General features: G+C 46.1%; 10 protein-coding genes. 1 reads left to right on the top strand and 9 read right to left on the bottom strand.

Annotation, left to right across the window (positions count from 1 at the left end):
- Nucleotides 1-292 precede the first annotated feature (292 nt).
- The 9 genes from DC20_RS01930 to rpsF all read right to left on the bottom strand — a co-directional run bounded on the left by DC20_RS01930 (nucleotide 293) and on the right by rpsF (nucleotide 9,877).
- On the bottom strand, nucleotides 293-715 hold the full coding sequence (locus DC20_RS01930; RefSeq protein WP_062542280.1) for a hypothetical protein: 423 nt from the start codon (nucleotides 713-715) through the stop codon (nucleotides 293-295).
- 848 nt (nucleotides 716-1,563) lie between these two features.
- Nucleotides 1,564-4,098, bottom strand: coding sequence for a replication restart helicase PriA (gene priA, locus DC20_RS01925; protein WP_062542279.1), 2,535 nt, complete (start codon nucleotides 4,096-4,098; stop codon nucleotides 1,564-1,566).
- 54 nt (nucleotides 4,099-4,152) lie between these two features.
- Nucleotides 4,153-4,614 carry a hypothetical protein gene (locus tag DC20_RS01920; RefSeq protein WP_157593011.1) on the bottom strand — a complete coding sequence of 154 codons (462 nt, stop codon included), beginning with the start codon at nucleotides 4,612-4,614 and terminating at the stop codon, nucleotides 4,153-4,155.
- A 182-nt stretch (nucleotides 4,615-4,796) separates the two neighbouring features.
- Nucleotides 4,797-6,830: a thioredoxin domain-containing protein gene (locus DC20_RS01915; protein ID WP_062542277.1), complete on the bottom strand. Its 2,034-nt coding sequence runs from the start codon at nucleotides 6,828-6,830 to the stop codon at nucleotides 4,797-4,799.
- 63 nt (nucleotides 6,831-6,893) lie between these two features.
- Nucleotides 6,894-7,877, bottom strand: coding sequence for a GSCFA domain-containing protein (locus DC20_RS01910; protein ID WP_062542276.1), 984 nt, complete (start codon nucleotides 7,875-7,877; stop codon nucleotides 6,894-6,896).
- A 44-nt stretch (nucleotides 7,878-7,921) separates the two neighbouring features.
- Nucleotides 7,922-8,611, bottom strand: a complete 690-nt coding sequence (locus tag DC20_RS01905; RefSeq protein ID WP_071885538.1) for an HAD family hydrolase — start codon at nucleotides 8,609-8,611, stop codon at nucleotides 7,922-7,924.
- 194 nt (nucleotides 8,612-8,805) lie between these two features.
- Entirely contained in the window at nucleotides 8,806-9,249 is a 444-nt protein-coding gene (gene rplI, locus DC20_RS01900) for a 50S ribosomal protein L9 (RefSeq protein WP_062542274.1), read from the bottom strand.
- Between the two features lie 14 nt (nucleotides 9,250-9,263).
- Complete coding sequence (gene rpsR, locus DC20_RS01895; RefSeq protein ID WP_048921044.1) at nucleotides 9,264-9,515, bottom strand: 30S ribosomal protein S18; 252 nt, start codon at nucleotides 9,513-9,515, stop codon at nucleotides 9,264-9,266.
- Nucleotides 9,512-9,877, bottom strand: coding sequence for a 30S ribosomal protein S6 (gene rpsF, locus DC20_RS01890; RefSeq protein WP_062542273.1), 366 nt, complete (start codon nucleotides 9,875-9,877; stop codon nucleotides 9,512-9,514). Before rpsF ends, rpsR begins: the two co-directional genes overlap by 4 nt.
- Before the next feature lie 1,186 nt (nucleotides 9,878-11,063).
- Between rpsF and DC20_RS01885 the strand changes: the two genes are divergently transcribed.
- Complete coding sequence (locus DC20_RS01885) at nucleotides 11,064-12,293, top strand: c-type cytochrome (protein ID WP_062542272.1); 1,230 nt, start codon at nucleotides 11,064-11,066, stop codon at nucleotides 12,291-12,293.
- Nucleotides 12,294-12,301: the final 8 nt, after the last annotated feature.

The following is a 12,301-nucleotide window of genomic DNA, read 5'->3' as shown; positions in this document are numbered from 1 at the left end:
GCAGCGACTTACGCCCATCGCAAACCTAAAAAAGAGGAAGCAAGCCTTTTTGCAACTGAAACCCGCAAAAGACGGAGTGAACCGGATTTATCCCTCCTGAAACCAACAGCTGTATTTCTGAAATGGGCTTTGGGGTAACAAAAAAAGCCACTCCTGATGAGGTGGCTTGCATAGGTGAACTCAAAAAAAAGTGCTTAAAAGTAGTCTATTACCAGAGCGCAAGCGGATAGAGTAAGACTACTTTTAAGCTGAAATAGAGTGTGAATGTAAGGTATTTAACGGAGGTAAAACCTTAAGGTTTAAGAGTGTAGAAAGAAATGTTAGATTTTTTTTCCACACCTCCTCTAGGCTGCTCCAGCACCATTATGTTCAAGGTTTTCTCACCCGTGTTCCAGTTTTTGTATTGGGTAAGATCCATCCATAACCGATCACCTTCTCTCACATTAACCGTTTTTTCAGTACCGTCAGCGGTAACTATCTTGATGATTCCGTCAGAGGCAGCGTAGGCCTCTTGCTCAGGCGATGCATGAAAATCTAAGAATTCACCTGGTTTCAACTCCAAAGACAAGATGCGAAGGTTATTTGTTTTCAGCATTTGCTTGAACACTTTGGTAGTACGTGGAGCGGTGTTGGTAGGAGTGTTTCTGGCGAAGGCAGGTGCGAGGTTCAACAAGAAACAAACTGAAAGGATTGCGGTGGTTAAACGAGTTTTCATAATGTCTTTTTATGGTTAAATTTTTTAAACTTTTTAGAGGGTTATACCCATTTCTGGAGTAGCCCTTTTGATTATATAGATACAAAGTTGTGTAAAACGTTGCTTGGTTGTATGTTAATGATTTGTTAAACAGCTTAAAATCAGGATAAAGCCGAATAAAGCCAAACTGAGTCTGAAAATTTCAGGGATGAAGAAGACATGGATTTTTCGTTGTTTTTGTTGAAGAACAGCTGAAGCGGTAATCTGGAATAGTAGTAGCTTGTTAATGGGTAGATCATCGCTGCTTTCCTGTCAGTTATTTCCTTAAGTTGAACAGGAAACCAACGCTTTTACAAGCTGTGTAGAAGCCAAAAGTAAAGACTGAAGGAGAGGTGCCTTACCTAATTTCTAAAGAATATAGTCAACTGCAACTGCCGCCTGCAAAGTTGTTTTATGCCTTTATTTATAATAAAAGTCTCAAAATGCCAGTGAAGTACTCTTCAACTACTGTAAGCGGCAGTTCAATACTGAATCTCCCCTTGAGGGGAGCGAAGAGGGGTGTTTACACCTGCCGGTTTACGCATAGAGTATTCGTCTTTGCTATCCTTATGAGAAGATGCCTTTTAGAATGAGTTTTGGAATATTTGCTCTCACGTGTAAACACCCCTCTTTATTTTCCCTCAAGGGGAGAATCTGCTCTTAGAAAGGCAATATGATTAGCTCAGCACTATAAGGATCTGGAAAATCAAATAACTTGAGGTGTACGTAGAAGCAGCTCTTCTGGAATTTTGTGCGAGACCAAGCCTGGTAAAAAGTGTTTAGGGGCTGTTTTGATGTAAACAGCCCCTAAATAGAAGAGAAGAAAATGGCTATGAAGGATCTACGTCAATGACCACCCGTACTTGCTTGAGATCTTTGTTTTTAAGTAATGCTTGTACTGCTTCAAGCACCTGCGCTTTTGATTCACGAAGGTTTCCACCTTCGCGGTCTAGTTTCACGTGAATTTCCTGTAGAAACTGGTTTCTGATTTTAAAGATATGGGGTGCTTCGGGCCCCAGCACGCCAGTCCTACCTAACCGGTCTACCAACTCTTTCGCCAGTAAGATAGCTGCACCTTCACATGGCCTCGCCTCCGGATGCTTTACCGTCAAGCGTATCATCCGCACGAAGGGTGGATAACGGAACTTCTGGCGCTCGGCAATTTCCTGCTCATACAGTCCCATGTAGTCGTTTTGGATGACCCGCTGGAAGATAGGCTGGTTAGGGTTGGCCGTCTGGATTAGCACTTTCCCCTTGTTCCCCTTTCGGCCGGCCCTGCCACTTACCTGCACAAATAACTGGTAAGCACGTTCATGGGCTCTGAAATCCGGGAAGTGGATGATGCTGTCGGCGCTCAGGATACCAACTAAACTCACGTGCTCGAAGTCCAGGCCTTTAGTCACCATTTGGGTACCTACCAGAACATTGGTGCGTTGCTGCTCAAAATCCTCTATAATCTGCTGGTGGCTGTTCTTCTTCTTAGTAGTGTCTAAATCCATGCGCTGGATGCGGGCCTCAGGCATAATCAGCTTCAGTTCGTCCTCAATCTTCTCGGTCCCGAAACCTACCGTTTTCAACATGGTGGAACCACAGGCAGGGCAGTCATTGGGTTTGCGTTCGGTGTAGCCGCAGTAATGACACCGCAGTTCATTGGAGAACTTGTGGTAAGACAAACTTACGGCGCAATTGCGGCACTTAGGAATCCAAGCGCAGTCATTGCAATCAATGAAAGGAGCGTAGCCACGGCGGTTCTGGAACAAAATGACTTGCTCCTGGCGGTGGAGGGTATCTTCAATGTCATGCACCAGCCGCTGGGAGAAATGGCTGAGCATGTTCTTCCGGAGGCTTTCCTGCCGGGTGTCCACTAGTTCTACCTCGGGCAAGGTAGCCTCGCCATACCGTTCGTGCAGGTTCACCAAGCCCCATTTGCCGGTTTTGCAGTGATAATAAGACTCTATGGAAGGAGTAGCTGAGCCCAGGAGCGTCTTGGCTCCCTGGAACTGCGCCATCATGAAGGCCACTTCCCGGGCATTGTAGCGCGGTGCCGGTTCATGCTGTTTGTAAGAAGGCTCGTGCTCTTCATCCACAATGATGAGCGAAAGCGAATGGAACGGCAAAAACACCGAGGAACGTACGCCCACCACCACCTGGAAGCGGCCGGACAAGATTCCGTTCCAGACTTCCACGCGTTCATTGTCTGAAAACTTTGAGTGGTACACACCCAAGCGGTCCCCGAACACACGTTTCAGGCGGGTTACAATCTGAGCGGTAAGGGCAATCTCTGGGAGGAGGTACAGCACCTGACCGCCTGCCTCTACGGCTTTGTTGATCAGGTCAATGTAAATCTCGGTTTTGCCACTACCTGTGATGCCGTGCAGAAGTACTGTGCTTTTCTCTTCAAAGGTTTCCAGAACCTGGTCACGCGCCGCAGCTTGCGCTGTGGAAAGATCAGACGCCAGGTAAGGGCCCCGGCCCTCGGCCATGGGGAAGCGGCTCACCACCACATCAAATTGCTCCATTACGCCTTTCTTCAACAACGAATTGATGGCCGACAAGGACAGGTGCGGGTTGGAGGTAAGCACATTTTTCTCTAGTCCTTCCTCGTTCATTCTGAGGTTTTGCAGAATAGGCGTGAGTTGCACATACTTGAGCAAAACGTCCAACTGTTTTGGCTTTGGTGCTAATTGGTTGAAAAGCTCTTCCAGGGTTTCCTCATCGGTAGTAAAGGAAGAAGCAAGACGTACCTTCTTTACCACTTTAGGGGCATACTTCTCGGCTATTTCCTCATAGATGATGATGATATCTTTGAGCAGGAGCGATTTAATGATTTTATGGAAGCTGGTGAGTTGCAGCAGTTGGCCTACCTCAGTAAAGGTGAGGTGCTGTTTCTGGCGCAGCGCAAAGACAATTTTTTCCTCGTGGCTGGTAAGGGGCCATTCATTGGTTTCAATATTGAACTGAGGGTGCAGCTGAATCTGGGATTCGCTGCTAAGTTTCAGGGCAGAGGGAAGGGCGGCGTTGATGACCTCGCCCAGGGTGCAGAGATAATACTCGGCCATCCAGAGGAAAAGCCGGAGCTGCGGACCGGTAACCACGGGCTTTTCATCAATGACCTCCAGCAGGTACTTGGCCTGGTATTCTTTGGGCGGCTCTTCGTGCACGCGCGCCACCACGCAGCTCAATACTTTCTTGGAGCCAAACTGTACCAACACGCGCGCACCTACCAGCACTTCATCGCTCATCTGGTAGGGTACCCGGTACGTGTAAAGCTTGGGTAAGGGTAAAGGTAAAATGACGTCCGCAAACAGGGTAACCCGGTCAGGGACGTCATCAGCAGGAATATGAAATTCTAATTCTGGTGTCAAGGCGTCCGATTTAGGCCAAAGTTCGGAAAAACAGGCCGGAAACGGAAAGCTTTCTTACTTGGTCTGGAAGTCTTCTACCAATAAGGTCACCTGATCGTCCTGTAAAACAGTGGCGTATACCAAAACCGGCTCATCTTCGCGCACTTCCAACTCTAATTGGCCCACCAAAGCAGATTTTACCGGCAACCACACTTCTTTGTCAGCAGATGTGAAAAGTATTTCTTTGCGGTACTGCCGAATACTGGAAGGCTTTAAGCCCTTTTGTTTCATCCGCTTCAGGTTCTCCAGGGAAATGTTGCGGCTTTTGCCCTCGTATACCAAGGCAAGACGGCAGGCCGGAAGATCTGTCTGGCCAGAGGGGACCTGCGAAACAGCCGGAGTGTTTCTGTCCAATGCTTCTAAGGTAGTTTCAGGGTGCGTTCTTTGTAAGCGTTTCCAATAACTTTTTCCGTTCTGGGCAGAGGCAGAACCGGCAAAGGCCAGGCATACTGCCCCTATAAAAAATAACTTCTTCACGTAGGTTAGTGGGTTTAGGTTTTGCTGGAGCAACAGCATTGCTGCTCAGCCAGTTCTAAACGCCTGGTGCAAAAGATTATTTTGTGTTTTGGGCCAGAAAAGCTTGATAGATAAGTCATTTGCAAGGTTTCTTAAATAAGACTGTATTGAGCCTGCTTTCAGAAACCTTGCTTGAAATCAACTTAGATAGTATCTACCTGCTCCAGTGCCTCTGCTACAGATTGCACGGGCAATTGACATGTCCGGTTGTAGCATACGTAGAGGGTAGTTTTACCTTCCTGCGCGAAACGGTCATCCAAGAGGGGTAAAGAAGAGTCGTTTTCTTCCTTGCTTCCTGCTAATAAGGCATTGGGTAAAAAGTGCTGCTGCAACAGGTTCCGAAACGAGTGTGTTTCCGGTCCAATGATGGCAATCTCAGCGGTAGGTTTCATTTTCAGGTGGTACACGCTAGCCCAATTAGCCAAGTGCATTGGTTCCTGTACTACTAAATCCCGCACTTTTGAAAGCATTTTATCTGAGAGATTGCTGTACTGGTCTTTGTCAAAGTAGAGCCCCAGAAAGTGCAGGTTCATGGCCATCACGGAGTTGGAGGCCGGAACCACATTGTCAAACAACTCTTTTTTGCGGGCTATCAGCTGCTCACCGGCTGTTCCAGTAAAAAAGAAGAGTTCTTCCTGTTCGTCATAAAAGTGGGAGAGGGTGTAGTCGGTAAGTTTTCTGGCTTCTTTCAGCCATTGCTCTTCAAAAGTGATCTGGTACAAGCCAATTAACGCTTGGATCAAGAGTGCGTAGTCTTCCAAAAAGCCGTTTATAGTGGCTTTCCCCTTTTTGTAATTGTGGAACAATTGGTTCTCCTGCTTCAAGTTCTGTAGGAGGAAATGAGCATTGGTACAAGCTAGTTCCAGCATTCTAGGCTCTCCGAAGGCTTTGTAGGCATCGGTAAGTCCTTTCAGCATCAACGCATTCCAGGAGGTTAGGATCTTGTCATCTAGTCCTGGACGTATCCGCTGACTTCTGACTTGGAGCAAGGTGTCTTTCCAGTTCTGGACGTGCTCCTGCAGTTCCTCTACTGAAAGCCCCTGGTCAGCCGCAAACGCTTCATCGGTTTGCCGCCGGTGCAGGATGTTGACGCCATGCTCCCAGTTACCTTCATGGGTGGTGTTGTAGTAGCTGCTAGCTAGTTCAGCGCCTTCACCTAGTATTTCTTGTAGCTCTGCTTGCGTAAAGACATAGAATTTGCCTTCTACTCCTTCACTATCTGCATCAAGCGAGGAGTAGAATCCGCCTTCGGGGCTGGTTAATTCGCGCTCTACAAAGGCAATGGTTTCTGAGATCACTTGTTTGTAAAGTTCATTGCGGGTGACCTGGTAAGCTTCTGAGTAGAGACTGATAAGCTGCCCATTGTCATAAAGCATCTTTTCAAAGTGGGGGACCAACCACACCTCGTCTACAGAGTATCGGGCGAAGCCGCCACCTACCTGGTCATAAATACCGCCAAAGGCCATCTCCTCCAGGGTCAGGTTCACTTGCTCCAAAGCCACTGGGTCATGGCTGTGGTGGTAGTAGCGAAGTAAAAAGCGCCAGATGCTGGGCATGGGGAATTTGGGTGCCTCACCCGTACCGCCTCGCTTCACATCAAAACGCTTTTTTAGATTCTGGAACATCTGCTCGAAATCTGCTTGGTTGAAATCTGGGTTTCTGTGCTGAAGTCCGTATTTGGCTAGTTCGCTTTGGTTCAGGTGTTCCGCGAACTGGTCAGCTGATTTGTCCAGTTCTGCACGGCTTTTTGCATAGGCATCGGTAATGCTTTGCAAGAGTTGCATCCAGTTCTGGGGCGGAAAATAAGTGCCGCCATAGAAGGGCTTGGCGTCTGGATTCAGAAACACATTGAGTGGCCAACCACCTTGCAACCCCATGGCTTGCAGGGCATCCATGTACACCTGGTCCACATCGGGACGTTCTTCGCGGTCTACCTTGATGCAGACAAAGTTCTGGTTCATGACTTGGGCAATCTCCTCTTTCTCAAAAGACTGATGTTCCATGACGTGGCACCAATGGCAAGCGGCATACCCAATGCTCACCAGAATAGGTTTCTGCTCGTCTTTGGCTTTCTGAAGGGCTTCCGGTCCCCACGGATACCAATCAACCGGGTTATAGGCATGCTGCAACAAGTAGGGGCTGGTTTCCTGAAGGAGGCTGTTTGGCTTCTTTTCCATAGGGCTAGGGTAAGGAGGTGGGTTGTTTCAGGCCACTTTTTAGAAAAGGCACCTGAAACAGAATTAGTCTATACGAAGCTGGTGCTGAACCAAGTCAATTTCAGCTGTAACATCAGCTTCTAAAGACATTTCCTGCAGCTTTAGCAAAAGTTTTTTGAGGAACTGCTGGTGGCCTTGGCTATCGGGATGGAATGATCTGTGGGCCAGTTCACGCTGAATTTCTTTCCAGCGGCTTATAAAGTTCGTGAAAGCCTGGTCCGCGTAGGCTTGCGTGAATTTGTCCCAGATGTATTCTTCGGCCATTTCTGAAGGATGCAGTAAATCTGCAGCATAAAAGCGGTAATCACGAAGATCATCCAGGAGCAGCTCATAGGCCGGGAAGTAGGTGATTTTAGAGTGATGTTCCATGGCTTGGTGCGCCACCACCCGCAACAGGCTTTTGCTCACCGAGTTCAGCGGAAGCGTGTCTTTCAGGTGACGTACGGGACTTACGGTAAGAATCACCTGCAGGCTAGGGCAATGCTGCTCCAACAGCTCCAAGGTTAATCTGGTGTCTTGCACCATTTCTTCCAGCGAGAGAAGCCGCTTGGTGAATGCTTTTTGGGGCACTTTATGGCAATTCGCTACTAAAAGGTGCTTTTCTATATGTTCATAAACATACGCCGTCCCCCAAGTGATCATAAGGACTTGCGCCTGCATCAGGAAGGAGTGGGTCTGTTGTAGTTGGTCTTTTAGCCTCTGCAACAAAACTTCTGGCTGAGTGTGAGAGAAAGACGAATGAAAATCAAAATGGTGCCAGATGCCATTATACTCCACCAGACCTGCTTCTAAGCTTTCTGTGTTCTCTGTAAGGGCTGCCCGAAGAAGATTATGGATAGAAATCGGGTTGAAGATAGTGCCAAAAGGGTTGACCAGGGTGTTTGCTTTGACATCCTGCAATTTTTTGCCCATTACTTCAGCAAAGCAAGAGCCCATGGTGAGAATACCTTTGGTGCGGGAAAAACGGGAAGGGGCAGTAGGTACTGTTAGTTCGGTGCGGAACTGCATAGCAGGAGAAACGTAGTTGCGGGTGAAATTAGTAAAATCTTCTTTTACGCTTCATGAGCTATAATAGGATACAGCTCGTCTAAAGATTGAATGGTGAATTTTGGATTAGCGGCATTACAGGACTCTTTAGCCCCGTAACCGTAAGCAGCCCAACAGGAAGTAAGCCCAGCATTGTTCGCAAACAACAAATCTGCGTCAGTATCTCCCACCATTAAGATTTGGGAAGAAGCAAATTGAGGGTACCTGGGCTTGATCACCTTCTCATACGCCATAGGGTCAGGCTTCTTCTTGAACGGTACCTCAGGATTATCGCCCAGAATCAAATCAAAATGCTGCCGTAATTGAAAGCGGTCTAAAGCATCTTCTATGGCCCGTTGACCTTTGTTGCTGATGACCACACAAGTAATTCCCTGCTCTTTCAAGTGGGCAATCAGGTTTTCGGCGCCCGGAAACAAGGTGGTAAGTCTTCCTCCATCCGTGTCATAGAGGTGCCGGTAATGGTTGACCCACTCCTGTAGCTCAGCTTCGTCCTGCTTTTCCTGCAGAGGAGGGTGGAGGATGGGCAGGAGTTCTGCCAAGTTCGCGCCGGTGCCAATGGCTTGTTTTATCTTTTCAGGCGAAGGCGGGGTGATGTTCTTTTCCTCAAACGCTTTCTTGAAGGTGTATAGAATAGCATCTTCAGTGGCACACAGAGTGCCGTCAAAATCAAAGATGATTACCGGGTAAGGTCCCATAGATATAAGGTAGGTAGCAACACCCGCATACTCCTTAACCAATGGTTTTGTTTTCTGCCCCGTCTAGGCAAAGTAGGCTATAAGCGGCTTCTGCTATGTGCGTCAGTTTAAGGATAGTTTTCTGAAAATAGCCTAAATACAAAACGTCCTGCCGGAGTGCGGCAGGACGTTTGAAATTTGAGGAGCTGCTAATACTAAGCGGCTACAACGTTGAAGCGAACCTGGTGTTTCACTTCTTTATGCAGGTTGATTGTAGCAGTGTACTCGCCTAAAGATTTAACCTCCTGGTCAAAATCAATACGCTTACGGTCTACTTCATATCCTAGAGCCTTCAAAGCTTCAGAAACTTGTAAGGTAGTAACAGCACCGAAGATCTTGCCGCTCTCACCTGCTTTGGCTGGGATCTCAAGCAAAGTATCACCAATACGGTTAGCTAAGTCTTGCGCATCTTTTTGAACCTTCTCTGCTTTGTGCGCAGCCTGGCGAGTGTTCTCAGCCACAACTTTACGGGCAGAAGGAGTAGCCATTTCAGCTAAGCCTTGCGGGATCAAATAATTACGGCCAAAACCTGGCTTTACAGTTACGATATCGTTTTTATAGCCAACGCCTTTAACGTCATCTTTCAGAATAACTTCCATCTTGTTTTACCTCCTTATTTTAAAGAATCCGTTACGTAAGGCAAAATAGCCAAGTGGCGTGCTCTGGCAACAGCCTGAGATACACGACGCTGGAACTTCAAGCTGGTTCCAGTTAAACGGCGTGGCAACAGTTTGCCTTGCTCGTTCACGAACTTCAATAAGAAGTTACCATCTTTGTAATCAATGTACTGGATTCCGTTTTTCTTGAAACGGCAGTATTTCTTACGCGTGTCTTGCTTGTGGATTTTTTCGTTTACTAAACTCATGATGCTTGGGCCTCCTTTTTAGATGATTTGAATTCACCGTTTCTGCGGCGCTCGTTGTAAGCAACAGCGTGCTTATCCAGGGCAGTGGTCAAAAAGCGGATGATTTTCTCATCGCGACGGAAAGCCAGTTCTAATTGATCAACAATAGTAGCTGGACCTTGGAATTCAACGAGGTGGTAGAAACCAGTGTTTTTCTTCTGGATTGGGTACGCCAGTTTTTTTAGGCCCCAGTTCTCCTCGTGAATAATGTCGGCGCCATTTTCCTTAAGCACCTGTCTGAACTTCTCGACCGTCTCTGTCATCTGAGCCTCGTTCAACAACGGGGTCATGATGTAGAGTACTTCGTAATTTTTTAAAGTCATTTGAAAAAATGATTTTGGTTCGAAGGGGCAAAGGTAGGTCAATTTAGAACAGAAACAAAGTAATGGAAAAGATAAAGTCTCTATACTAAGGCTTTACTAAATTAATCTTTGGTTTAAATACGGTTTTTTTAGCAGGTTCTAAGCATAAACTGAAGAAGCAGCCAGAACCCCTGTATGGAATGAACCATGCTCTGGAAAGGAAGGGCATTTGATTTGATAGACAAACTAGAGCTTTTCTACTCTATAATATATAGTGTACAGTTGAAAAGCTTTTTCTGCCGTGAAATGAGGTAATTCAATTCTAAATAGGTGTAAAACCTGTAAAGTGCATCTGGTGCCAAAAATCTACTATATAAGGAGTAACCCATTAGTGAGAAGAGAGAAGTTGAACAAAACAAACAGGTTCAGCAAATGAGGATTGGGAAGGGTGCTGGAGCACCTTACTTTTCAGGTACTTAAGGAAAAGCAGCATGGAAAGGCTCGTTAAACAAAAAGTAGTATAGAGCAGCCCTATTAGGTTAATCAACTGTTTTAATGATTCTCTTTTAAGGATAGAAGTTCAGTTTAGTTACTAGAGCTTATTCAGAATAACCTCTTTTTGAAATATTTGCAGCAGTAAGTAAAGAGAATCTATAGGAATATATCAAGCAGGTGAGTTGTATACAGGAAGGGTTTGTTTCTGCTAAGGAGCTATTTTGTTTAAGGTAAGCTAATTGCCTTTGTGTGAATCTACTTATCATGCTTATATACTATTAGGAAAATAGTATTAATTCAGAAGGGTGCGAAGAAATAGGAAATTGTATAAAAATAATAAAATCTTACTTGTAGGTGAGTGAGAAAGAATACCTTTGATAGGAGTGTGAGCCCTGTACTGAAGTGATGCTGTAGCAAGGCGTATATAATTTATAAAGCTTCTAAATAGTGCCTAAACAGGCTATTCTTGAGGGTTTAATGGGAGAAACTACCCTAAAAACAGGAGTTGGTTACCCTCTAAAAATAAGAAATATTGTGTTTGATTAATGGTCATCGGGTAGTAGATTTGTGCCCGTAATGTACTTTCACTATTCTTTAACACTACAATTGAGCTATGATTAGCTGTAAAAAGAGAGCAAAATATATTTTCCTACTCCCTTTTCTCTTTGTCTTCTTTGTTTTTTCATCCGCCTTTGCACAGGCACCTGAACAAATGGGCGTTGAAGGGAAAGCAGGGGTAACCCCGCAGCCCGCATCGGCGGCCGCTCCTGGTGTCGGAGAAGCAAGCGCTGACGCTGGCGTCATTGACAACGGGATGACCCTCTTCAAAAACAACTGTGTGCAGTGTCACTCTGTAGGAACAGATGTTGTGGTTGGGCCTGGTCTTCGTGATGTTCATAAAAGAAGGTCAGAAGCCTGGTTGTTGAAATGGATTAAGAACTCTAGTGCTCTTATTCAAAGCGGAGACAAGGATGCAGTTGCGGTATTCAATGAGTACTCAAAACAGCAAATGCCTTCTTTTGCTTTCTCTGATGAGGAAATCAGTTCTATTATTGCCTATATCGCAAGCGAAAGCGCGAATCCAGCTACAGCTGCCGCTCCTTCTGAAGGACCTGAGGGTGCTACCCCAGGTGAGAACGTGGGTACTAACGCAATTGGTAACGTAGGTGGTACAGTAGACCTTCTCCTGGTTGTCTTGGTAGTTGTGTTGATCGTGTTGGTAATCACCTTGTTGATTATTGCCTCAGTTTTGAAAAACTACCTGAAAAGCAAAGGCGATTTAACTGGTGCTGAGCAGGAGATGCTGGAGCGTAGAACTAACTTCGCTAACATCTATAAGTCTAAAGCAGTTAGAATCATTGTAGGGTTGATCTTCGTGGTGGTATTGATTGATATCTCCATAGACAGCGTGATGGGTATTGGTATTCACCAAGGATACGCTCCAAGACAACCTATCGCTTTCTCTCACAAACTGCACGCTGGTGACCACCAGATCAACTGTAACTATTGCCACACCTCTGTTTATAAGAGCTCAAGTGCCAATATTCCATCTGCGAACATCTGTATGAACTGCCATAGCCAGATCAAGAAAGAATCGCCAGAAATTCAGAAGATCTATCGTGCCATTGAAAACAATAAGCCTATTGAGTGGGTGCGGGTACATAACCTGCCTGACCTGGCGTACTTTAACCACTCCCAGCATACTAAAGTTGGTGGCGTTGAGTGCCAGACCTGCCATGGTCCGATTGAAACTATGGAAGTGGTAGCGCAATACTCTCCATTGACCATGGGCTGGTGTATTGATTGCCACAGAAACACCCCTCTTAATACTGAAGGCAATGCCTATTATGACAACTTAGTAAAGTTGCATGAGAAGCAATCTAAAGGCGCATTTGTGGTGGCGTCTCAAGGTGGTACAGAATGTTCTAAGTGCCACTACTAATCAATTCC

This window comes from Rufibacter tibetensis (genome assembly GCF_001310085.1).
Taxonomy (GTDB): Bacteria; Bacteroidota; Bacteroidia; order Cytophagales; family Hymenobacteraceae; genus Nibribacter; species Nibribacter tibetensis.
This window is presented reverse-complemented; position numbering and strand designations above follow the sequence as displayed.

Coding starts and splice junctions, on each gene's coding strand:
- DC20_RS01930 (WP_062542280.1), bottom strand. CDS start 715: ATGAAAACTCGTTTAACCACCGCAATCCTTTCAGTTTGTTTCTTGTTG.
- DC20_RS01915 (WP_062542277.1), bottom strand. CDS start 6,830: ATGGAAAAGAAGCCAAACAGCCTCCTTCAGGAAACCAGCCCCTACTTG.
- DC20_RS01910 (WP_062542276.1), bottom strand. CDS start 7,877: ATGCAGTTCCGCACCGAACTAACAGTACCTACTGCCCCTTCCCGTTTT.
- DC20_RS01905 (WP_071885538.1), bottom strand. CDS start 8,611: ATGGGACCTTACCCGGTAATCATCTTTGATTTTGACGGCACTCTGTGT.
- rplI (WP_062542274.1), bottom strand. CDS start 9,249: ATGGAAGTTATTCTGAAAGATGACGTTAAAGGCGTTGGCTATAAAAAC.
- rpsR (WP_048921044.1), bottom strand. CDS start 9,515: ATGAGTTTAGTAAACGAAAAAATCCACAAGCAAGACACGCGTAAGAAA.
- rpsF (WP_062542273.1), bottom strand. CDS start 9,877: ATGACTTTAAAAAATTACGAAGTACTCTACATCATGACCCCGTTGTTG.
- DC20_RS01885 (WP_062542272.1), top strand. CDS start 11,064: ATGGGCGTTGAAGGGAAAGCAGGGGTAACCCCGCAGCCCGCATCGGCG.